Genomic DNA, 24366 nt, shown 5'->3' on the forward strand with positions numbered 1-24366 from the left:
AAATTTGTTTTTATCTTAATAGCCTCTAGATGACTATACCCGTTTAGTATAATATGCTATCATTTTTTAAATAAAATTTCTAAGTATACTAACCACTTAACCTATAAAGAGGATATAAAATGAATACTCCTGATGAACAAAAAGTAATAGATAGAATAGAAAAACAAATAAGAGAAAACCAAATTATTCTTTATATGAAAGGCTCTCCAAATATGCCTCAATGTGGGTTTTCAGCTAATGCAGCTAGCGCAATTAGAGCTTGTGGCAAACCATTTGCTTTTGTGAATATATTAGAAAACCCAGATATTAGAGCCATTCTTCCTAAATATGCAGACTGGCCAACATTCCCTCAACTCTGGGTTAAAGGGGAGCTTATTGGAGGATGTGATATCATAATGGAGATGAAAGAATCAGGGGAGCTCCAAGAGCTTATGGATTCTATCGAATAGTTTTAATTTATTTTTACCCAAGCATCTGTACCATAGTCACCCGAAGGATCAAATGCTTCTATAGAACATAGTCTTGACTCTGGTCCTACTTTACATCTATACAGATCGTTACCTATTGATACTGTTGTACCACCTGCATACGAAATTATGCCATCTGGATAAACATATTCGGCAGCTTTTGGTTTTTTAACCTTAGAATCTATAGTCGAGCGCTCCACATTAGTCGCTTTTGTTATATCACTCCATGCCAGATAACTTTTATCACCGTAAGGTGCATAAGTAAGATTGTTACATAAATCTTGATTGCCGGGTATACATTCATATTTTTTATCCCCGTTTACTACAACTTCAGCATCTCTGTAGGAGCCTATGCCACTAGGATACTTATAAGCTCCATTGACCATTATTATTTCAGGTTTATTAGTAAATGTGCTATCATCGACAACGCTATCTTTTTGAACTTTTTCCCATGCAAGTTTTCCATATAAGCCATTTGGCATGTACATTTTATCGTTACACAGACTTGCCACTAAAGTAGAAATACATTTATATTCTGCAGCTTGATAACTAACAATGGTACCAGCACCATATGTGCCTATACCATCTGGATAATTGATTAGTGTACTAGTAATCAAGGATCCATCTGAGTAGTTTTTTTTACTAGAATTTTTATTAATGCTGGATTTATAAATCACTTTAGAAATAACTGGAGGAAGCTTTATAGAAGCTATTGCATCAGTAGTACTCCATGGCTGATGTGAATATCCAGCAGACAGTTCTCCTTGGTTAATTTTCATAGCATCAAAATCTATACTCCATAATGCAAAACCCCCAAAAGATGCTTGATGTTTTTCCATCAACTCCACAGTAGCTTTGATATCATTAGCAGAAAGTGCGTATGTCAACCCCCTTGCAGTAACTCCTTCTATGGCTGGGATAGTAAATATTAACTTATCAGCAGGAATTTTAGGAACACGATCTACCTCGTATTTAGGCTTATTTGCATCGTACCCCTGTTGTGTCGTTAAGGCCCAAGCTAAAGAAGCCATAAAACTAGGGTAACCATCATTTGAAGTAACCTTCAGATAGTTTCCTTTAGGATCTTTATAGAAACCTAAAATACCGGCCATACCTGAATGACCATATGTATTTAACCATATGTAATCAATGTTATTAACTCCTATTTCATCCATTAAATCAGCATAACTTTGATTACGGTAAATATTATCTTCACCATTTTTATCTAAAGGCGCCACAATATATGTCCAAACAGGGGAAAATGTTAACCAAAAATCTGGTTTTGTAGTTTTCATATGTTTTACAAACTCTATAATCTTTTTAGCAGCTTGCTGTGTCATCTGTTTGTTTTGTGGAAGGTCAGAAGGAGATAAGTCAAAATTCACACCATCGAAACCATAATCACCAACAATTTTTTCAAGCTCATCAAAATCAAACTCTTGCCACTCAATGTAAGAAAATTTTCCACCAATCGAAACTATGACATGTTTGCCTTTTTGTTTCATATAGCCTATAAACTCTTTAAGATCTTGTGGAGAATATATCTCTTTCGAGTCACCATTTTCTTGATTAAAAGTAAACTTAAATCCACCGCTACTGCTGTAAGTTAAATACGCGACTATAAAAACGTTATACTTACAAACCTGTGGGTTTTCATCACAATACTCTTTATCCTCTGGCATTTTAATACTTATAGGACTACTATTTAATTGTCTACCAGAAATGTTATACGTACTGTTTTTCCCCCACAAAGGTAAAAATCCTGCAACAACTGGTCCTTTAATGATTTTGACTCTTGGATCACAAATGTTTTTATAAATACAATTGCGTAATCCTAAAGCAAAAGATCCTGCTTTATGGTCAGCGTCATCATATAAACCAGAGGTATAATCAGCATTTAAAGTCCAACCTACAATGCCAGAAAATCTTGGTTTAAGTTTTATTTTTTCAAGCTGTGGTAACATTAAAGCTACGGCTTGAGACGTTGTAAGAGAATTTGTAGCATCTGCCATAGGATGATACACAGTGTTAACTCCCCCTCCAGCTAAAGGGTCTGTTGGTTCCATTATCAAAACTTTTGTTTTAAATGGAACTTCAGCATTTTGAATAATTTTATCGTAACTTTCTGAAATAAAATTAGGATCATACTGTGGGTATTCATCGTATTCTTGTATAAATAAATAATCAACGTTTCCAGATTTAATAGCACTAGAGTAATCTTCACTATGACCTGTAGTAACAAGTTTATAATCATTTACCTTAGGACTTACTATAATAGCTAAATTTGAGTCTGCATGTTTAATTTTTGCTATTAGTTTATTTAGAAACGCTGGAGAAATGTATCTCCTAATTCCAAAAACGATACCGTTGATATCATACTTTTTTAAGAATTTAACTATATTCTCAGCAAGTGTATTTATTTGGGCATCTGTTAAGTCCTCCCCTATCACTTTAGGACCAACCTCGTTCTTTTGGCCCCCTGGATAAAAAGTATTTGGGATGCCTCCAACGCCTAAGATAACGTCTAACCCTGCACTTTTAGCTTCAGCTATCTTTTTTTCAAATTCTTGATTACTAACACCAGCTAAGCTATTAGAAGAAAAATTTATGTCTGTACCATAAACCTCTGTATTTGCAATAATTATAACATTATAACCGTCATCGGCTACTTTTTTCATATCAATATTATTAGCTGAACTTAAAGCCATCATATCTAGAAAACCTCCTATAATTCTATCTGGCAGTAACTTTTTATGCGGTGATTCTAAGATTGATTTGGCTGGTTTTTCTTTTTGCTTACCGATCATTTCAGACGGTTGCACACTAAGCTCTGTGTTTTTAGATAAAATAATAAAGCCTATTATTACTATCAATAATGATAAAAGTAATAAGTATACTTTTTTTCTAGGTAAGTTTTTTTTCACTCGTAAGCCCTAATAAACTATTAGATTTCTTTAACTATATTATATGTATTTTTATTGGGCTTTATAGCTATTTTAGGATATTTCAGGTTTCATATGAGGAAAAAGTATCACATCTCTTATCGACTGTGAGTTGGTTAGATACATCACAAGCCTATCAATTCCTATACCTTGACCTGCTGTTGGTGGCATACCGTACTCTAGTGCTCTAATATAATCCTTATCATATGGCATTGCTTCATCATCACCTGAAGCTGCTGCCTCAACTTGTTTTCTAAATCTTTCTGCCTGATCTTCAGCATCATTTAGCTCAGAAAACCCATTTGCAATCTCACGGGCTCCTACAAAAAACTCAAACCTATCTGTAAACTCTGGATTACTATCACTACGACGAGCTAAAGGAGAAACTACAGCTGGATAGTCTGTTATAAATGTAGGTTGAATAAGCTTATCTTCAACAGTCTCTTCAAAAATTTCATTTATTAAATGACCAAGCTCATAGAAAGGCTCTACCTTTATCTTTAACTTCTCTGCTACTTTTCTTGCTGATTCAAAATCAGCTAAATCTTGAGTTGTAATATCTTGATTGTACTTAACTATAGAATCAACCATAGATATACGTAGATATGGTGCAGAAAAGTTGATCTTATGTTCACCATATTCCAGCTCTACACTACCAGTGATTTCTTTAACTAACTTTGAAAGCATATCCTCTGTTAGATCCATCAAATCATTATAATCAGCATATGCCATATAAAACTCAAGCATTGTAAATTCCGGATTATGACGAGAAGATACCCCTTCATTTCTAAAATTACGATTTATCTCGTATACACGCTCAAAACCACCAACTACTAACCTTTTTAAGTATAACTCCGGAGCAATACGTAAATATAAAGGCATATCAAGAGCATTATGATGGGTTCTAAAAGGTTTTGCTGCAGCACCACCTTGCAGCACATGCATCATAGGCGTTTCTACTTCCATAAAATTTAAATTATCAAAATACTTACGAATAAAACTAACCACCTTCGAACGTACTTTGAAAACTTCTCTAGCTTTTTCATTTGTTATAAGATCGACATATCTTTGACGGTATCTCATTTCTTGATCTGACAAGCCATGAAACTTATCTGGTAATGGTCTGATAGCTTTAGTTAAAACTTCAAAATGATCAGCATGAATAGAAAGCTCACCTGTATTAGTTTTAAACACAACACCAGAAACAGCAACTATATCTCCTAAGTCACATAGATTCTTAAATGTATCATATTGACCTTCTGGCAAATCACTTTTTTTAAGATAAACTTGCACTCTGCCTGACATATCTTGAAGAGTAAAAAAAGAAGCTTTTCCCATAACTCTTCTTAATACTACACGTCCTGCGACTTTATAATTCTGTTTGGGTTCTGTTTCTTCTAATTCTTGCTTTGTCTTATCTGCATACTTAGCTTGAAGACACGCAGCAACTACATTTCTTTTAAAAATATTTGGATGACTAATCCCTGCGTTTTGTTCAGCTAATATCTTTAATTTTTCTTTTCTTAAAGCAATTTGTGAGTTTTCATCTAAAACTTGCTCTTCTACTTTATTATTTTTATCCGTCATTTAAAATTATCCTATAAACCACTTTTTAAGCTTGCTTCTATAAATTTATCTAAATCACCATCTAATACTGCTTGAGTATTTGTGTTTTCCACACCTGTTCTTAGATCTTTAATACGAGATTGATCTAAAACGTAAGAGCGAATTTGACTTCCCCAACCAATGTCAGATTTTGAATCTTCTAAAGCATTTTTTTCAGCGTTTCGTTTTTGTAGCTCCATTTCATACAGCTTAGATTTTAACTGTTTCATAGCATTTTCTCTATTTTTATGCTGCGATCTATCGCTTTGACTCTGGACCACAATATTTGTTGGTAAGTGAGTTATTCTAACAGCTGAATCAGTTTTGTTAACATGCTGGCCACCAGCTCCTGATGCTCTATATGTATCCACCCTTAAATCAGCTGGATTAATCTCAACATCGATATTATCATCAACTTCAGGTGAGATAAACACTGAAGCAAACGATGTATGTCTTTTATTATTAGAATCAAAGGGTGATTTTCTAACTAGCCTATGAATCCCTGTTTCTGTTCTTAACCATCCATATGCATATTCACCTTCAATTTTTAAAGTACATCCTTTTATACCTGCAACGTCACCATCTGAGACATTATCTATCGTAACTTTAAAACCATGACTATCTGACCAACGCATATACATTCGCATTAACATTTCAGCCCAGTCTTGTGCTTCTGTTCCTCCAGAACCAGACTGAATATCTAGATAAGCATTATTAGGGTCCATCTTTTTAGAAAACATTCTTCTAAATTCTAGCCTCTCAATTTCTTGAGTAATCTCATGAGTATCTTTTGCAATTTCTTGGATTAAAGATTCATCCTCTTGTGCTAACTCAAGAAGTTCTGTTAAAGTTCCTAAAGTCTCTATAATATATTCACAAGTTAACACAATGTTTTCTAGTTCAACCTTTTGTTTGCCCAGGTTTTGTGCATGTTCAGGATTATCCCATATAGAGCCATCTTCTAGCTCCATTAAAATTTCTGTTAATTTTTCTTTTTTGACATCATAGTCAAAGATAGCCTCGTAATGATTCTATACGATTAGATAAATCCTTTAATAAAGTTCTATAGTTTACTGATTCCATATTTTTATCCGTTTATATAAGTAATTTTGTGTATAGATTTTATAGTTTTAGGAAGTCTAACTCAAATAAATAAAAAATTTTTTTAATATAGACCTAGATCACTAATCAAGCAATAAAAGCGCTCGCCTGTAGAAATTACCCTTTTATTGCTTTTATCTAGTAAAATAAAGTATCCAGACAAAAAACTATTTTATATAAATTATGAATGTAATCGATGCATTAAAAAAGCGTAAATCTGTTAGGAAATTTCTAGAAAAACCTATACCTCCAGAACTTCTTGTTAAATTATTTGAAGCTGCAAAATGGACGCCTTCTAGCAAAAACACCCAACCATGGAAGATAGCTGTCATCAGCGGAGAAAAAAAAGAAAATCTAATGAACAAAATACTTAAAGCTCATAAAGAAGGACAAAAACCATGCATGGAATACGGGTATGAAGGTGAAGAGTTAGATGGCGAACTAAAGCAAAGAGCTATAAAGTGTGGGCACGATCTATATAGTGCTTTAGGAATAACCAGAGAGGATAAAGATAGACGGTTACAACAATGGGCAAAAAATTATCTTTCTTTCGAATCTCCGACTACAGCATTTATATTTAAGTACCATAATACAGGAATTAGTGGCTACATGGACTGTGGGATGCTAATCCAATCTATAATGCTAGCAGCAATTGATCTAGGGTTAGCAACATGCCCTCAAGCATCATTAGCACACTATCCAGATGTAGTAAAACAAGAGTTAGGCTACAAAGATTATATATTGTTATGTGGTATCGCTATAGGATACGAAGATACTCAAGATAGAGTAAATAATTATCGCACAGAAAGAGAAAAATTAAATAATGTGGTTAATTTTATATAAATATCTTTATTATTTAAATTTTTTTAAGTATATTTATATATTAATATAATACATAAAGGGGTTTTATTATATGAATATTGATTTCAGCAAAGATATTATTGAGGCAACACGTTATTTCATCAAGGTAGTAGAACTAGGATCATACAGCTCTGTAAAAAAATTCTATAACGTTGAACTTAACACTATAAAAAGCAAGATAGACATATTAGAAAATTATCTTGGAGTTAAACTCATACAAAATATACACAATCGCATCACCCCAACAAAAAATGGTGTCAAATATTTTCATTCTTGTAGCAAAATCTATAAGGATTTAGAAAGCACTATAGATAGCGTTAAAAATAATGGATTTAAAGAAAGACGAGCTATAAGAATACTGGGGTCTCCACTTTCTATAAAAGTAACTATAGATAGAGTAATACCCAAACTAAATCAAGGCTCCACTAGTAACTTAAAGTTTACTTTAGACAATTATGCCTTAAACCATCTAGACGGTAAAGAATATCAATTTGAGACATATGATGTAATCTTAATAAATACAAAACATCTGGAACATATTGATTTAAATGATTGGATAATTTGTAAATCTGTCAATACCGCAAAACTACCTGCTCTAATATATGGGGATAAAAATTTTATAAAAGATTTACATAACGAACCCCAGAGAGTTCTAGAGACAGACTTGGTATTTAACCGATATGACTGGGACCACAATATTTTTAACTTCACACATAAAGAAGATGCTGAAGATAACCATCAAAACAAAACCTATAGGTTCAACCCTAATAAAATAAAATATCTAGTTAGTAATGAAGTACAAAAATCTAATATTATAAAAAAAGAGAATGTAATTGGTTTTATGCCTAAATTTTACTACGACTCACTGATGAAAGATTCCGAATATATTGACTTTATAAGAGGCTTTGAGGTAGATTTTCTCATAGAATCTTTTTTAGTTTTAGTATACAAGTATTCAAAGCATAAAGATAAGTTAGTTGAGGCATTTAGAACTGAGTTGTTAGAATTATTAGGAAATGATTTAGGAAGCCATGATGTTAGTTAATAACTAAATTGAAGCTAAATGTCTCTATATACTTTAGGTAATTTTGACTTATCCCAGGCTTCTATTTTCTCAAAGTCAGGTTCAAAAGTAAATTGTCCATCTGGTGTAATACCAGCATACATTTTCAGGTAAAAATACAAACTTCCTTTTTGCTTTTTATTAGGCAGTAGCTCTAAACAACCTTTATAAAAAGAAGTAAACTTTTTTATAAAATCATTTCCAAATAAACAGAGTTTGTTAACAGTTAGCATAGGTATATTAAAATTTTCCGCTTGAGATAAAACAAAATATAGATGATTTTCTATAAAAATGGAAAACATCTCAAGATAGTTTTTTAGTAGGAAACCCCTGATTTGTCCTGTTATACCATGCCTATTCCAAGCTCCATAATACGGAGAATTAAACGATATATTTAGAGTTTTCCCAGTAATACTTGTTATCAGTAAAGCAATTATAGACGATGAAAGAACAGGTTTTAACATACCAAAAGCTATACCCTTAGATATTAAATGGGATAATGTATCTCGCTGCATTATGGCTTCACCAGATATATACGTTTCTCGGAAACCTTTTAGTAACGCTGCTGTTGAATGAAGGTTTGTTGTGTTTTGCTTAAATTTTAGTTCATAAGCTAATATACCATTACATATATTATCAACACCCTTAAGAATGTCTCTAGTATTTAAAAATAGCTCATCTAGTTTTATAAATAAGTCAGTATCTTCTGGTACCTCTCGGAATTCTGCTATTCTACCACTATTAAAATCTCTAAAGCTTTTTTCTTTTAACATCTTTTTCCCTAGATCAGAGAATTTTTTAAAACTTTTATAATCAAGAAAGTCTTTTGCCTGAGTTTTTAAGCTAGAGTCTGACTGACAAATAAAAGCCCATAGCTTTTCACTTTCAGAAATCTGATCTAAATAAAGCTGATCTAAAAAGCTTTCTTCATATAGTGATGTATTTATATTCATTAAAGTATTTCCTATGACATTAAAAAGTTTCAAAATAACTTTTTTATGGCGGGTATCAGGAGTTAAGTAATATGCTAGCAACCGCTCCATATCATAAAAATCAAGCACGGAGACATTATTGTTTACTTCCAAATATTTTGGATCTATTATAGAGGCATAATGAAACACCGATAGCGCTATAAAAGAGTAATGAGTCGTTATAAAACATCTTTTACATTTGTCTTGGCTTATTTGATTTAACCTTCTTCCAAGACCTATAAAAAGCTTTTTGAGCTCTTCATCACTATCTCTATTTAAAATAGCCTTTATCCGGTTAGCTTTTTCAAGCTCTATAGTTGTTATCTCATTTATATGAACCCCTTGACCTTTAATATTCAACATTAAATTACCAATAGCTAAATTGACGTGGTTTTTATTATTTTGAATTGCATATAGACCAGTAAATGAATCGATGCCTTTTAGAAAAGCTTTTTTTACAGCTTCTATAGATATCAGCTTTATCATTTCTCCCCTCCAAAAAAATCGGCTGTTTTATTTGAAAACTTTCTCCTTATATTTGTTAGTGTTTTTAGAAACTTTTATTTTCGAATAAGAAATAGTTCTACTTGTTAATAAATAATTAGATAAACCTACTAAAATATGAACAAATACTATACCTAACCCAAGATATGCTAAGTATTCATGCATATTCTTTAACTGTATAACTTGTTCTTTTGGCATGGTGTCAAGAATACTTGGCAATCCAAATGGTATTGTATATGTACCTTTTGCACTTATTATACACCAACCTAAAATAGGCATAATTATTAACCAAGAATATAAAAACCCATGAACTACTTTGGCCGAAAAATCACGCAAAAAACTATAATCTGATCTCTGAAATATAGCAAACTGCTTTAAAATAATCCTACAAATGGTTAAAAATAAAATACTAAAACCTATATATAAGTGCGAGCTTTTCATAAAATTGTAAAAAACTGTGTTTTTACCAAAAGTGCTTCTAAACTCTATAGATATAAATACTAAGATTAACAAAACAACCGTAAACCAGTGAAGGGCCATAATAATTTTTTTAACTAGATCTCTTTTTAGCATACTTTGAAAAAAATATAATATCTTAATTCTAAATTATAAGCCAACAGAGACTTTTAGGAAAATATTTTACAGCTAAAAACTACCAAAAGAATGATATAGTATGGTATAGATGATCCCTGTAACAAAGATACACGCAGGTATGGTTAGTAGCCATGCGGTTGCTAGCTTTTTAACAACTCTCCAATTAACTCCTGAATCAGCAAAGCCAGCACCCATGATTGAACCTGATGCAACTTGAGTAGTACTAACTGGTAAGCCTATATGAGAAGCACCTAAAACTAATAATCCTGAACTTAACTCGGCTGAAACAGCATTTGTAGGCTCAAGTTTCGAAAGTTTTGTACTTAAGGTTTTTATGATTTTTTTACCACCAGAAAGAGTCCCCAAACCCATAGCTGCACCACAAACTATTATAACCCAATCTGGAACTACAGTGCTCTGTACTAAACCGGCACTTAATAATGCTAAGGTTATAATTGACATAGTTTTTTGAGCATCATTTGAACCATGCGAAAAGGATAATAAACTAGTTGATACTACTTGTAACTCCCTAATGTATTTGTTAGTAAGTCTTACATTTTTTACTTGAGTAAAAATATTTAACAAAACTATACAAACAATTAAAGCTACGAAAAAAGCTAAAATTGGTGAGCTAATCATTGGTACAAGAACCTTATTAACTACTGTAATGTAATTAACGTCTTTATAGCTAGCTCCTATTATAACAGCCCCTACTAAAGAGCCTATTAGGGCATGAGATGAGCTTGACGGGATCCCAAAATACCATGTGAAAAAATTCCAACTTATAGCTCCTAACAAGGCAGATACAAGAACTATATCTGAAACTATACTTGTATCTACAAGGCCTTTTGAGATAGTAGCTGCTACAGCAGTACCAAAAAATGCTCCTAAAAAATTAAAAAAAGCGGCTAGACCTATAGCTTGGTAAGGTGTTAAAGATTTAGTAGCTATTGGTGTAGCAACGACATTTGCTGCATCGTGAAAACCATTTGTAAACTCAAAAAATAAAGCCACGCAAATGATTATTATTAACATTGAGGTAACCATTATAACAAAATCCTATTTAAACTTCTTTTACATATATTCTCATTATTGATTCTGCGACAGCTGTACAAGTTGAAATAGCATTCTCTATAGTTTTGTAGATATCTTTAACCTTCATTATAAAAATAATATCGCCCTCTTCAAAATGAGAAAATTTCTTAAGAGCATAGCCTAGATCCTCTAAAACATTCTCATCTAAAACAGTTATTCTTGTGTAAAGTGATTTAAGAGTTTTATAATCGCCTTTACTAAAAGCTTTCATCATACCATCTAGAACTTTTGTCATTTTTCTAAGAGTTTCAACACAGTTTGATAAATATAGGTTAACGTTGCCTCTTTCCTCTTCCATTAGGATTTGCATATAGCGATAAGCTCTTACGATTCGCTTATTCAGCTTTGAAAGTAGAGTTATAATATTATGTAATTCGACTCTATCTATAGGTGTTACAAAATATCTGGCTAACTCATGATCAATTTTATTAGCTAACTCAACTGTGACGGTTCTAGTTAGTCTTAACTCTTCTGCAAGCTCAGATATCGTTAGATTATCCTTCTCTTTCATTATCTGATCTAAAATCCTTGCTGACTCTTCTACACTCTCTGTAGCCTGTATCAATAGGTCAAAAAATATCTTATCTTGACTTGGAATTAAGGTTTTTACTAGTTTTCGCAACATTATAAATGGTTCCTCTAATTTAGAGTTAGTTACGATGAGAAGTTTATAACAAAAAAATAGATAAAAACACTCTTAATTTACGAAAAAAGGTTTTTTGTAAAAAGAGTATTAAACTTAGAATTTAATTCTATTGCTTCATCGAAACTAACAAGCTTAAATCTTAAATGGGCCTTTGGTACAAACTGAGCAAGTTTATTTATATCTGGCTCAACGACTATAGTCACTCTTGGATAACCACCTACAGTTTGTCTATGGCGCATCAAAACTATCGGTCCACCTGGAGAGAGCTGTATTGTACCATCAACTACAGGTTGTGAGATCATTTCTACTTTCTTAATAGGCAAAGCATTACCATCTAGAGAGATCCCCATTTGACTTGAGTTTGGTGAGATTGTCCAAACTTGCTCAAAAAAACCATTATCTTCTAGAATATCAAACTCTGGGCCCTTAATTACTCGTATATAGTTATTTTTATAGTTTGAATCTATAAACTGCTCAATTTCTTTTGACCTTTTCTTACCAATATCTACAATTTGGTTGGAAGTTTGAGCTATAGCAAAAATTAAAGTACGAAACCCAGTCTTAATACCACTGAATTCTAGTGTATCTCCTTTTTTAAAAGACTGTATTTGGTTGTATACTATTTGTTTGCCGCCCATAGAAGTATTTTCGTAAGTTGCTCCACACAATATAAAAAGCAAATCTTCTTCAGCTGTTATTTTCGCAGGGTAAATCATCTCTATGGCTTGAAAATCTAAAGGCTGATTAAATAACTGATAAGCAACTCTAAAACTTAATTGATCTTGAGCGCCACCAAGAGATATACCCTTATCTTGAAAGCCATATAGTCTTTCATAAACAGGGAACGATAACCCTCCTTTCACGGAAAATATTTTTGTTTGCATACTTAGCCTTTATGATTATATATTTCTTTTACAAGTGCTAGTGCTATTTTACTATCAGAATGAACACAAATCGTCTCGGAATTAAAAGCAACTTTTTTATTGGCTATCTTTATAAAACCTTCTTTTAGATCCATATATTGAGACAGTGCCTTGTTTAAATCATGGATTTCTGCATTTGGCGTACCTCTAGGGATAAGCATAGGATTATTGTTTTTATCTAACATATACCCTCTTTCTGCAAAACTCTCTTTAAGTATCTTTATGTCATTTTGTTCTGCATATTTTCGTAATATACCAACAGGACTAACTAAAAGCTCTTCTATATCTCTATCTAAGCACCATGTTACAAAAAAATTAGCTAACTTATCATCAACGTTTAATTGATTATATAATGCCCCATGTGGCTTAATAGCTTTTATAGTACCATCAAAAAGAGCTAGCTGCTGATCAAAAGACTTTTGTAAAGAGGTATTATCAATACTAATAACTTTTCTACCAAAATTTTGTTTGTCTGGGTAAGATATATGAGCAGTTATTTTAACGTTATTCTCATTACAAAGCTTTGTATAATACTCAACACTTTGCTTATCGCCAGCATGTCCAGAGCAAGCTATATTTGCAATATCAATATAATTAACTAACTCATCATCTGTTGGATGAGCTACTCCTCTTTCTCCTAAATCACAGTTGACTAAAAACATAACTAAACTTCCCTAAAAATCACTTTATCTGCTGGGTTAAAACTAGAAAAATTTCTAAAAGCTGTTTTACCAATAATATTCCAACCACTTGGAGTATCCGTTGTAAATATAGTAGTCTGCGAGCCACCTATCCCAACAGAGCCAACATCTATTTTATTTCTTGGCGTAGCCAGTCTAGGCAAACTTAAACTAGTATCTAGTCCCAATAAATACGGTAAGTACGGTTTAAAGCCAAGCATTGCTATATGGTACTCTGCTGCTGTGTGTCTTTTTATTATTTCCGGCACACTTAAGCCTAGTTTTTGTGAAGCAGATTCTAAATCTACACCAACATACTCAACATCAATATAATGCGTTTTAAATTCTATATAGCTACTATAATCAACTGATTCTATTCTACTAATGATTTTGTTTTGTAAGGATAAAAAATCGTTAGTATAAAGAAAATGAAAAGCTATTGAGTTATATGCCGGTACAATGTCATGAATCTTTAAATCGTTACAAAATGACTTATCTTCTGAAATAGACTTATAAATTCTAAGGATCTTAAGATTATCATCTATAGAAAGTCGATCACTTAGGTTATAAACAAAGCAACTTTCACTTAAAAAATAGTAACTCATAAACAATATGCAGCAAGTATACCTTTATATACTATTTTACAGATTAGTTTTATTTTGAGGTACCTTTTTTGCAGATCTCTGGTTCTAATGTATATAATGTTATCAAACCAACTATAGCACTTAGACATATAACACCAACAGCTGCATAATCAGAGAACTTACCTGCTAAGTAAAAGCATACAAATGGCAATAAGCCTCCATATACCCCAAACCCTATATTATAGGCCAGAGCAAAGCCTGTATAGCGTACATCTTTTGGAAAACAGTCTGTGAATATTACCATAATATTGCCATAAAAAACCCCAAAGATTACTCCCATGACTATAAAGAAAAATACCAATAGCTCACTATTTGCCTTGTATAGCGCATACATTGGCAAAGGTAAAATAAGCATCAAAACTAATCCTGCTGTAATTATGACTTTTGTAGCAAAAAACTTCGTCAGCCTAGCAGCCAAAGCACAAGATCCTATAAACACAGCTAAGCTTATAGTAGTTAGTAAAGCTACATTGGTGTGAGTTTGACCAAGTACTTCCTTAATAATATTAGGCAATATAGTAATCTGAAAGTATGCTACAACTGCTCCAGGAAAACATAATAGTATCATATACAAAATACTCGCCTTATACTCTAAAAATAATAATGTTAGCTTAACCTGAGTTTTTGGTGCACTTTTTTCCTCTTTCGCACCACTATGTTTAATAAAGAATGACAAAATCACTAAAAGAATTGCTACAGCAAATAAGATTCTCCAGCCTCCATTTGCCATAAGTTCATCTGGTATAAAATAACTAATAACCTGAAAACTAACTATAGCAAGTAATATTCCACCAAAAGCGCTTGCTATCACATTTGCTGAGGCTTTAGCTTTACCCAAGGCTGTAGTTTCACCTTCTATAAGAATAACAACAGAACCACTATATTGCCCCCCAATTGCTATACCTTGTAATATTCTAAAAACTACTAATAATAAAGGCGCTAAAATTCCTATCATAGTATATGGTGGTAACAAAGCCATACCTACTGTAGGAACTCCCATAAAAAATGCTGCCCAAGCAAGAGCTGAGATACGTGATTTTTTATCTCCTATGTAGCCAAAAATAATTCCACCAAGTGGTCTAGCAAGAAAACCTACAGCAAAAGCACCAAAAGCAAATAAAAAGTTGGTAAAAGAGTTATTAAATGGAAAAAATGCAGCGCCTATATATCCTGCACAAAATGAATACACAGTAAATTCATACCACTCTGCTGAACTTGCAAGAAGAACTAGTAGTTTTTTCATAAAAATCTGAAAGTAAAATCTGTATATTGTTTTATTAAATTATAAAAAAACAAAAAAATATAGCTTTTTAATGGAAATTCTGGGACTTTCCAAATAAATGTGTAAATTCTTAATTAACCTGCTAGATTATTTCTAGCGAAATATTAAGGATAGAAACAATGTCTAAGAATAAGAAGTCAGAAGATATTTACACAGCTATTGCAGATCAAATAATAGATTCAGGTGTTGATATTAATCAAATGTTTGAGAAAGATGGTTTGCTAAAGCAACTAACAAAACGATTATTAGAAAAAGCACTAGATGCAGAAATGAATAGTCATCTTGGTTATTCAAAACACCAAAGGACTAATTCATCAAATGCTAGGAATGGCTATAGTAACAAGACATTAGCTACAGACACAGGTAATTTGGAAATATCAGTTCCACGAGATAGAGATAGTGACTTTGAACCTCAAATAGTTCCCAAAAGAGTCACCAAGATAAACGGCTTAGACCAAAAAATTATATCTTTGTATGCTAAAGGTATGAGTACTACAGATATCCAACAACAGTTATTTGAGTTATATGATACAAAGATAAGTACAAGCTTTATAAGTGATGTTACAGAAGCTATTATTGATGATGTTAAAGCATGGCAAAATAGACCTTTAGAGTCAGTTTATCCAATAGTGTTTTTTGACTGTATAGTCGTTAAAGTTAGAGAAGACAAGCATATTATTAATAAAGCTGTGTATGTGGCTCTTGGCATATCGTTAACTGGTCATAAGGATGTATTAGGTCTTTGGATCAGTCAAAATGAAGGTGCTAAATATTGGCTTAGTGTTTTTACTGAATTAAAGAATAGAGGCTTACAGGATATATTTATAGCATGTACTGATAATTTAAAAGGCATGTCTGATGCTATACAAGCTATATACCCTGAGACAAAGCATCAGCTTTGTATCGTTCATCAAATTCGTAATAGTCTTAAGTATGTGCCATATAAAGACAAGAAAGAGGTAGCTAGAGAGTTAAAGAAAATATATGATGCTGATACCATTGCAATAGCTCAATCTGAGCTTGATAACTTTGCAAATAAATATGATACTAAATATCCTTTAATTTCAAAGTCATGGATAAATAATTGGGATAATTTAACTGTATTCTTGCAATATCCTCCAAAAATTCGTAAAGTTATTTACACTACTAATGCGATTGAATCGCTTAATAGCCAGTTTAGGAAAGTCATTAAGAATAAAAAGCTATTTCCTAAAGATGACTCTGTTTTCAAATCTTTGTACTTGGCTATAGATTATTTGACTAAAAAATGGTCTATGCCTGTTAAATATTGGAATGAGGCTATGCCTTATTTCGCTATCGAGTTTGAGCATAGAATTCAGAGATTCATGTAAGTGAATTTACACAGTTAAGTGGAAAGGCTCGAAATTCTGTAAGAAATATACCTAAAACTTAAACCAAAATGAGAAAAATAAGACAAAAACTACTTTAATCTAACTACTAAAACATCAACGTCTGCTTCATGTAGTATCCCACTAGCCGTAGAACCTAAAAAGAATCTGCCAATGGCGCTTCTTCTATGGCTTCCCACAACAATTAGATCATTTCCTTGCTCTTTAGCTTTTTCTAAAATACTATTAGAAACTCCCCCAATTAACACAGATTTTTCTCCATTAATATCATTTTCTTTGGAAAATTCCTTTATAGCATTTTCTACCTTTGCTGTTTCATAAGTCATTAAAGATATACTGTCATTTGGTATAACAAAAGCTGTATCTACTGTTGCATTATAGAGCTTAGCTATTTCATTAGCTTTTGCCGCTACCGCACATGAATCATTTTCTAAATCTGTAGGCACCAATATCTTTTTGTAGTCTACAATCGCTGTTTGCTTATCTTTACCAACTCGTATAGTTAAAACATCACATTTTGCCTTATGTAATACTGCATTAGCAACCGAGCCTAATAATAAGTTAATACCGTGAGTAGCATGTGAGCCCAAAACAATCAGATCGCATTCACTTTCTTCAGCATATGCAACTATTTCAGAAGCTGGATTACCTATTAAGATTTCATGCTTAATATCCACTCCTGAAACTTTAGCCACTATCTTTGCTAACGCTTCTTTTGCATCTCTTTCTATAGAGTGCTGGAAATCAACTATAGAAGGTGCAAAAGGTGCCACACAATCAACTACAGAAACAACCTGAAGTTGTTTGATGTTGTTTTTCTTAGCAAAGTTAACTGCAGAATCAATAACAACATTTGCTTTCTCATAAACATTAATTGCTAACAGTATTTTTTTATATGCCATAGTAGCTCTCCTAATTTGGACTTCTTTGAACTTCAATTATAGCAAACAATAACTATGAAGAAAAACTTTTATAACTGATTAAATGTTTTACTAGTTAGGACATTAATGTTTCGAAAAAGCAAGCCACCATACTAACAATAAATATTATACTAATAAAAAACAAAAGTAGAAGTTTTGCGTAAGTAAGGTTCTTACTAAATAGGTTATGGTTAAAGAATATTTGTTTTGCATAAAAGTCGCAATAGCTACATTTTAAAATTATTTTATAGCATAATAGGTAGCTAAGTTATAACATTAAGAAAAATTGTTTATTAAAAAATATGTACATAAAAAATATTAGGAACTTCTCAATAATCGCTCACATTGATCATGGTAAATCAACGCTTTCAGATAGGTTTATCCAAGTTTGCAATGGTTTGACTGAACGTGAGATGAAAGAACAAGTTCTAGACTCCATGGATATTGAAAGAGAGCGAGGAATCACAATTAAAGCTCAATCTGTTACTCTAGATTATATAGCAAAAGATGGTCAAACTTATAAGCTTAATTTTATTGATACACCAGGGCATGTTGATTTTTCATATGAAGTTTCTCGTTCATTAGCAGCATGTGAAGGAGCTCTTTTAGTTGTAGATGCTGCTCAGGGAGTAGAAGCGCAAACTGTAGCAAACTGCTATACAGCGATAGAGCAAAACCTAGAGGTTATCCCTATATTAAACAAAATTGATCTACCATCTGCAGACCCAGAGAAAGTTGCAGAAGAGATCGAAGAAATTATTGGAATAGATGCAACAGGTGCTACTACATGTAGCGCAAAAACAGGTTTAGGTGTAGAAGATGTTTTAGAAACTATTGTTGCAAAGGTTCCAGCTCCAGCTGGTAATTCAGATGATAAGTTACAAGCTTTGATTATAGATTCATGGTTTGATAACTATCTTGGGGTGGTATCTCTAGTTAGGATCAAAAATGGTACTTTGAAGGTGGGTGAGAAAATCAAAGTAATGTCCACAGGCAACTCTTATCAAGTTGATAAGGTAGGTGTATTTACTCCTAAAATGAAAGATCTTGATCACTTAAAAGCAGGTGAGGTTGGTTTTATCGTAGCTGGGATAAAAGATATCCACGGAGCTCCGGTTGGCGATACTCTTACACATACTCATAACCCTACTGAAAAAGCCGTACCTGGTTTTAAAAAGGTTCAGCCACAAGTCTATGCTGGGATGTTTACAATAAGCTCAGATGACTACCCTGACTTTAGAGAGGCTCTAGAAAAACTAAGTCTTAACGATGCTTCATTATTTTTTGAGCCAGAGGTTTCTCAAGCATTAGGTTTTGGTTTTAGATGCGGTTTCTTGGGTATGTTGCATATGGAAATTATCCAGGAAAGATTAGAGAGGGAATATAACCTTGATTTAATAACTTCAGCACCAACAGTTGTTTATAAGGCAGTAAAAAAAGATGGTGAAACAGTTGAGGTTGATAACCCTGCTAAACTACCTGACCCGGGAGCTATACAAGAAATCCAAGAGCCTATAGTTAGGGCTAATATACTTGTGCCAAAAGATTATGTTGGTAGTGTAATTACGCTTTGTATAGAGAAAAGAGGTATCCAGGTAGATATGAATTATGTAGGTAGTCAGGTCTCTATAGTTTATGATTTACCAATGATAGAAGTTGTATCAGACTTTTTTGATACTCTAAAGTCAGTAACCAAAGGTTATGGTTCACTAGATTATGAATTAATCCGTTACGAGCCTGCAGATATGGTTTGCCTAGATGTATTGATAAATGGTGACAAGGTAGATGCGCTAGCAAGCATCGTTCATAAAGAACAAGCTAAGTACAAAGGTAGAGAGCTAGTTGAAAGGTTAAAAGAACTTATTCCAAGACAAATGTTTGAAGTAGCTATTCAGGCCGCTATAGGTGGTACAATTGTTGCTAGAAGTACAGTTAAAGCTTTACGTAAAAATGTATTAGCTAAATGCTATGGTGGTGATGTTTCACGTAAGAAAAAGCTGTTAGAAAAGCAAAAAGAGGGTAAAAAAAGAATGAAAAATATCGGTTCAGTTGAAATCCCTCAAGAAGCTTTTTTATCTGTACTTAAAAAGTAATATGGGATAGAAATATGTCCAAAAAAGTAATAGTAGGTATTTCAGGAGGAGTTGATTCTTCGGTATCAGCTTTGTTGTTAAAGCAACAAGGCTATGATGTTACTGGTGTTTTTATGAAAAACTGGGAGGAGGATGATACCGATGAATTTTGTTCTGCTGAACAGGATATAAAAGATGCTCAAGCAGTATGTGACTCTATAGGAATACCTTTTAAAAAAATAAATTTCTCTGCTGAATATTGGGATAATGTTTTTAAGCATTTTTTAACTGAATATAAAGCTGGAAGAACTCCTAATCCGGATATTTTGTGTAATAAAGAAATTAAGTTTAAAGCTTTTCTAAACTACGTTCATCTTTTAGGAGGTGAATATATTGCAACAGGACATTATGCTAGAACTAGGGTTGCCAAAGATGGTTCTGTACAATTGGTAAAAGGCTTGGATGATAACAAAGATCAGACTTATTTTTTATACACACTAGGACAAGAGCAATTAAAACAAACTCTATTTCCAATAGGTAATATGCCAAAAGAAAAGGTTCGCCAAATAGCAAAAGAAAACAAGCTTGTTACTTTTGATAAAAAAGATAGCACAGGAATTTGTTTTATTGGTGAACGTAAATTTAAAGATTTTTTATCTAAATACTTACCTGCCCAAAAAGGCGCAATTCATGACGAAAATGGAATTAAAATTGGTGAACATGATGGCCTTATGTACTATACGATTGGACAACGACAAGGGCTAGGCATAGGCGGGGTAAAAAATCGTCCAGAAATACCTTGGTTTGCAGCAGCAAAAGATCTAGAAAATAATGTTTTAATAGCTGTGCAAGGTCATAATCACTCCATGCTTTTTAAAAGTAAATTGCATGCTATAGGCTTAAGTTGGGTAGTTGGTATGCCCCCATCAAATAATTTTAAATGTAGCGCAAAAGTTAGATACAGACAAAAAGATCAATCTTGTGAAGTTATGGTAAATCCTGATGGCTCTGTAGAAGTGTATTTTGACCATCCACAAAGGGCTATAACACCTGGACAATCAGTAGTTTTTTATAGTAAAGACGTTTGTCTAGGTGGTGGAATAATCATCTGATTGAGGGCCTAAATTAAATTGTATCATCCAAAATTAATTGAAGTTTCTCTGATTACCTTATTGTTTTTAAGTTTAGTTATGTTTTATAAAAGATACTAACAAAACTTGAAAAAGCGATAATAGCCCCTATACTTTACTAAAGCTATGTTTAGACTTTTGGAGAAAGGTTGTGTCAGCATATAATCAATTTAGTGAGCTGCTAGAATTTTTAAATAATAGGGTAGTTGGACAAGAAAATTTAAATAAACGTTTATTAATAGCACTCCTAGCAGGAGGACATTTATTAGTTGAAGGAGCTCCAGGGTTAGCAAAAACTACAGCTATAAAAACTCTATCAGAATGTATAGATTGCTCATACCACCGAGTGCAATTTACTCCAGACTTGTTACCAGCTGATTTGACAGGCACGGAAATATATGTGCCACAACAACAAAGTTTTGAATTTCAATCTGGGCCATTGTTTCACAACCTTCTTTTAGCTGATGAAATAAACAGAGCCCCTGCTAAAGTTCAATCTGCTCTTCTTGAAGCAATGGGTGAAAAACAAATAACTGTTGGTAAAAAGACTTATCCGCTATCAGATTTATTTATGGTAATGGCTACCCAAAATCCTATTGAACAGGAGGGAACTTATCCTTTACCAGAAGCTCAATTAGACAGGTTTATGATGTTCATTAAGATTGAATATCCAGACCCTAAAACAGAAGCTAAGATATTAGCTATTAGCCGTGGAGAAGCTTTAGGATATAGGTTTGAGCATCCTAATATAACTCAAAAAGTGATTTTGATAGCCCAAAAGGAAGTGCTAAATATACAGATGTCTCAAGCTGTAGAAGATTACATTATAGAGCTGATATTGGCGACTAGAAATCCAACCAAATATAGTCAAGAGGTGTGTAAGTGGATATCTTTTGGAGCAAGCCCAAGAGGCACTATAGCCCTTGATCGAGCAGCAAGAGCTCATGCATGGTTATCCGGTAATGATTTTGTGTCTCCAAGTGATATTCATGCAGTCGTGTATGAAGTTTTACGTCATAGAATATTATTGACTTTTGAAGCTGAAGTCGAGGGTATAACAACAGATGACGTTATTACCAGTTTATTAAAGGTAGTACCAGTTCCATAGAGGTTAAGCTTAATGAAAAGCTATAAAGGTGTAAAACCTGATATCAATGAGCTATTAAACTATCGTTACCAAGCCAAGACTTTAAAGCTTTTTGCTAACCAAAAGGTTAATAATGTAAATGCTGGTAATAGTCTTTCTAAAGCAAAAGGTCGAGGTATGGACTTTGATGAGGTCCGTCATTATCAAGCTGGTGATGACATTCGTCTAATGAATTGGTCACTTACAGCTAGATTGGGTAAGCCTTATACCAAGGTTTACCATGAAGAAAGAGAGCGTAGAGTATATTTTGTGTTAGATCAATGTAACACTATGAAGTTTGGTACTAGAGAGTGCTTCAAATCAGTAAAGGCTGCAAATATTCTGGCTTTAATAGGTTTTGGAGCTTTAGAAGCTCATGAAAAAGTCGGTGGAATGGTTTTTGATAATAATGGTTATAATTTTTATCCAGCTAAACAAGATAAATCCTCTTTAGTTAAAATGTTTAATTTTACAGTTGCTGAGGAAGTTGAATATCAGACTAAATCTGAAGGCGGTTTAGCTACTGTTTTAAAATTCTTATATTCAAAAGTACGTAGTAATAGTGTGATAATACTAATTAGTGATTTCACTGAATTTGATAGCCACGCTCAGCAATATCTGAAGCTTTTGGCTAAAAAAAATCAAATTATAAATATTTTTACTTATGATCCTATAGAAAAAGCTTTACCTGCCTTAGATCTTTATTACTTTAGTGATGGTAAAGAAAAATTTGTTTTAGATGCTGCAAGTAAAAAACAAAATCAAATGTACCAAGATATATACAGTGCAAGATATTCAGCTATAAAAGATTACTCACATAAATATAGGATGGGCTTCGTACAGATAGCAACAAATGATGATTTAGTAAAAACCATTAACCATGGGATAGTTAACTATGCAAAGTAATAATCTTTTAGAGCAGTTAAAAGATATTTATCTACCTGCTAGAGTGTCTCAATGGTGGCCATTAGCATACGGTTGGTGGATTGTTATAGGTATTTTTATTGTAGGGCTGCTTTTATTAGTATTTTTTCTCTATAAGAAGAAGAAAAATGAAATATATAAACAGGCGGTTATAAATGATTTTAAAGCTACAATTCAAAAAACTCTTGAAAATAGACCTCAAGAAGTAATGCTGAATATATCTATTTACTTAAAAAGGGTAGCTCTACAAAAATTTCCTAATGAAAACGTGAAAGTGTTGCACGGTAATGCTTGGGTTGAGTTTTTAGATACTAAATTAGACAACCAAGAGTTTTCTAAATCATCCGGTGGCTTACTCGCTGATAGCTATAAACCACAAACCTTAGAAACTGCTCAGCTACAAGAAATAATTACGGTGTCAGAAAAATGGCTAAGGAGAGTTTTATGATAAAAATAGAATATCCTTGGTTTTTGGTACTGATAATTTTACCTATATTAATATATTGGATTTTACCTAGAGCGAAAACAGATAAGCAATTAGCTTTAAAAACTCCTTTTTTCCAGCAAATAAAGTCACAAATTGTAGATAGTAAAAATAGTAATTTTAAGAGTGCTAATTACCTAAAGTATCTATTAGGTATTATATGGGCTCTTTTGGTAATTTCAGGTTCCGGGGTGCAATGGTTTGGTAAGCCAATGGATTTGCCACAAAGTGGTCGAGACCTAATGATGGCTATTGATTTGTCTGGAAGCATGGCTATACAGGATATGAAAAAATCTGATGGTCAAATGGAAAACCGTTTTGACTTAGTAATGCGTGTTGCTAATGAGTTTCTAGATACCCGTAAAGGTGATAGGGTTGGATTGATACTTTTCGGGAGTAAAGCATATTTACAAGCACCACTTACTTTTGATATTCCGACAGTTAAAAAAATGCTTAATGATTCAAGTATAGCTTTACCGGGGCCCCAGACTGCTATAGGTGACGCTATAGGCCTTGCTGTTAAAAAACTGATGCAATACCCGTCTCAATCAAAGGCTTTGGTATTATTAACAGATGGTGAGAATAATTCAGGAGCATTACAACCATTACAAGCAGCAGAAATTGCTAAACAAAATGGTATAAAAGTCTATACAATAGGTTTAGGTGGTGGTCAGATGATTGTGCAAACAGCGTTTGGTCAAAGAATTATAGATACTTCTGAAGATTTAGATACTAGTGTGCTTAAAGAGATTGCACAAATGACTAAAGGAAAGTTTTTTAGGGCTCAAAATAGTCAAGATCTACAGAAAATTTATCAAGAAATTGACAAACTAGAGCCTGTGGAATCAGATAAAACAGTAGTGCGACCAATTACGTATCTTTATCCATGGAGTTTAGGGGCAGCATTACTACTAAGTTTTATTGTCTCAACTATTTGGCTTAAGCGTAGGAGAGGACTTTAA

General features: G+C 32.9%; 22 protein-coding genes. 10 read left to right on the top strand and 12 right to left on the bottom strand.

Annotated features, from left to right (window positions below; all coding sequences use genetic code 11):
- The first annotated feature begins 119 nt into the window (after window positions 1-119).
- Window positions 120-449: a Grx4 family monothiol glutaredoxin gene (gene grxD, locus E3E15_RS07695; RefSeq protein ID WP_172107184.1), complete on the top strand. Its 330-nt coding sequence runs from the start codon at window positions 120-122 to the stop codon at window positions 447-449.
- 2 nt (window positions 450-451) lie between these two features.
- Here the strand turns inward: grxD and E3E15_RS07700 are convergent, their stop codons facing one another.
- The 3 genes from E3E15_RS07700 to prfB all read right to left on the bottom strand — a co-directional run bounded on the left by E3E15_RS07700 (window position 452) and on the right by prfB (window position 6097).
- Window positions 452-3391, bottom strand: coding sequence for a glycoside hydrolase family 18 protein (locus E3E15_RS07700; protein WP_172107185.1), 2940 nt, complete (start codon window positions 3389-3391; stop codon window positions 452-454).
- Between the two features lie 72 nt (window positions 3392-3463).
- Window positions 3464-4996 (bottom strand): lysine--tRNA ligase, encoded by a 1533-nt coding sequence (lysS, locus tag E3E15_RS07705; protein WP_172107186.1) that lies wholly within the window; start codon window positions 4994-4996, stop codon window positions 3464-3466.
- Between the two features lie 11 nt (window positions 4997-5007).
- A protein-coding gene (gene prfB, locus E3E15_RS07710) for a peptide chain release factor 2 (protein ID WP_172107187.1) occupies window positions 5008-6097 on the bottom strand; the annotation gives its coding sequence in 2 pieces (ribosomal slippage) (window positions 5008-6024 and window positions 6026-6097; 1089 coding nt in all).
- Between the two features lie 201 nt (window positions 6098-6298).
- Between prfB and E3E15_RS07715 the strand changes: the two genes are divergently transcribed.
- Together E3E15_RS07715 and E3E15_RS07720 are read left to right on the top strand one after the other, a co-directional pair.
- Window positions 6299-6958, top strand: coding sequence for a nitroreductase (locus tag E3E15_RS07715; RefSeq protein WP_172107188.1), 660 nt, complete (start codon window positions 6299-6301; stop codon window positions 6956-6958).
- Window positions 6959-7028: 70 nt separating this feature from the next.
- Window positions 7029-8021, top strand: a complete 993-nt coding sequence (locus tag E3E15_RS07720; RefSeq protein WP_172107189.1) for a LysR family transcriptional regulator — start codon at window positions 7029-7031, stop codon at window positions 8019-8021.
- 14 nt (window positions 8022-8035) lie between these two features.
- On the opposite strand, the gene E3E15_RS07725 is transcribed toward E3E15_RS07720, so the two are convergent.
- The 8 genes from E3E15_RS07725 to E3E15_RS07760 form a co-directional block, all read right to left on the bottom strand.
- A complete protein-coding gene (locus E3E15_RS07725; RefSeq protein WP_172107190.1) occupies window positions 8036-9496 on the bottom strand; it encodes a hypothetical protein in 1461 nt (486 codons plus the stop codon).
- Between the two features lie 27 nt (window positions 9497-9523).
- A complete protein-coding gene (locus tag E3E15_RS07730; protein WP_172107191.1) occupies window positions 9524-10087 on the bottom strand; it encodes a cytochrome b in 564 nt (187 codons plus the stop codon).
- A 72-nt stretch (window positions 10088-10159) separates the two neighbouring features.
- Window positions 10160-11155 (bottom strand): inorganic phosphate transporter, encoded by a 996-nt coding sequence (locus E3E15_RS07735; RefSeq protein WP_172107192.1) that lies wholly within the window; start codon window positions 11153-11155, stop codon window positions 10160-10162.
- A gap of 16 nt (window positions 11156-11171) precedes the next feature.
- The gene (locus E3E15_RS07740; RefSeq protein ID WP_035720517.1) at window positions 11172-11828 is read right to left on the bottom strand and encodes a DUF47 family protein; all 657 of its coding nucleotides are present in this window, start codon (window positions 11826-11828) and stop codon (window positions 11172-11174) included.
- A gap of 77 nt (window positions 11829-11905) precedes the next feature.
- Complete coding sequence (locus E3E15_RS07745; protein WP_172107193.1) at window positions 11906-12733, bottom strand: 5-oxoprolinase subunit C family protein; 828 nt, start codon at window positions 12731-12733, stop codon at window positions 11906-11908.
- A gap of 2 nt (window positions 12734-12735) precedes the next feature.
- Entirely contained in the window at window positions 12736-13434 is a 699-nt protein-coding gene (locus tag E3E15_RS07750) for a 5-oxoprolinase subunit PxpA (protein WP_172107194.1), read from the bottom strand.
- A gap of 2 nt (window positions 13435-13436) precedes the next feature.
- Window positions 13437-14057, bottom strand: coding sequence for a 5-oxoprolinase subunit B family protein (locus tag E3E15_RS07755; protein ID WP_172107195.1), 621 nt, complete (start codon window positions 14055-14057; stop codon window positions 13437-13439).
- 49 nt (window positions 14058-14106) lie between these two features.
- The gene (locus tag E3E15_RS07760; RefSeq protein WP_172107196.1) at window positions 14107-15339 is read right to left on the bottom strand and encodes an MFS transporter; all 1233 of its coding nucleotides are present in this window, start codon (window positions 15337-15339) and stop codon (window positions 14107-14109) included.
- 158 nt (window positions 15340-15497) lie between these two features.
- Between E3E15_RS07760 and E3E15_RS07765 the strand changes: the two genes are divergently transcribed.
- A complete protein-coding gene (locus E3E15_RS07765; protein WP_172106156.1) occupies window positions 15498-16730 on the top strand; it encodes an IS256 family transposase in 1233 nt (410 codons plus the stop codon).
- 89 nt (window positions 16731-16819) lie between these two features.
- On the opposite strand, the gene E3E15_RS07770 is transcribed toward E3E15_RS07765, so the two are convergent.
- On the bottom strand, window positions 16820-17650 hold the full coding sequence (locus E3E15_RS07770) for a universal stress protein (protein WP_035720524.1): 831 nt from the start codon (window positions 17648-17650) through the stop codon (window positions 16820-16822).
- A gap of 326 nt (window positions 17651-17976) precedes the next feature.
- Between E3E15_RS07770 and lepA the strand changes: the two genes are divergently transcribed.
- The 6 genes from lepA to E3E15_RS07800 all read left to right on the top strand — a co-directional run bounded on the left by lepA (window position 17977) and on the right by E3E15_RS07800 (window position 24366).
- A complete protein-coding gene (lepA, locus tag E3E15_RS07775; protein WP_172107256.1) occupies window positions 17977-19761 on the top strand; it encodes a translation elongation factor 4 in 1785 nt (594 codons plus the stop codon).
- Window positions 19762-19775: 14 nt separating this feature from the next.
- The gene (mnmA, locus tag E3E15_RS07780) at window positions 19776-20852 is read left to right on the top strand and encodes a tRNA 2-thiouridine(34) synthase MnmA (RefSeq protein ID WP_172107197.1); all 1077 of its coding nucleotides are present in this window, start codon (window positions 19776-19778) and stop codon (window positions 20850-20852) included.
- A 169-nt stretch (window positions 20853-21021) separates the two neighbouring features.
- On the top strand, window positions 21022-21978 hold the full coding sequence (locus E3E15_RS07785) for an AAA family ATPase (RefSeq protein ID WP_172107198.1): 957 nt from the start codon (window positions 21022-21024) through the stop codon (window positions 21976-21978).
- Window positions 21979-21990: 12 nt separating this feature from the next.
- Window positions 21991-22902: a DUF58 domain-containing protein gene (locus E3E15_RS07790; RefSeq protein ID WP_172107199.1), complete on the top strand. Its 912-nt coding sequence runs from the start codon at window positions 21991-21993 to the stop codon at window positions 22900-22902.
- Entirely contained in the window at window positions 22892-23368 is a 477-nt protein-coding gene (locus E3E15_RS07795) for a DUF4381 domain-containing protein (RefSeq protein WP_172107200.1), read from the top strand. Before E3E15_RS07790 ends, E3E15_RS07795 begins: the two co-directional genes overlap by 11 nt.
- Window positions 23365-24366 carry a VWA domain-containing protein gene (locus tag E3E15_RS07800; protein ID WP_172107201.1) on the top strand — a complete coding sequence of 334 codons (1002 nt, stop codon included), beginning with the start codon at window positions 23365-23367 and terminating at the stop codon, window positions 24364-24366. Before E3E15_RS07795 ends, E3E15_RS07800 begins: the two co-directional genes overlap by 4 nt.

This window comes from Allofrancisella frigidaquae (assembly GCF_012222825.1).
Taxonomy (GTDB): Bacteria; Pseudomonadota; Gammaproteobacteria; order Francisellales; family Francisellaceae; genus Francisella; species Francisella frigidaquae.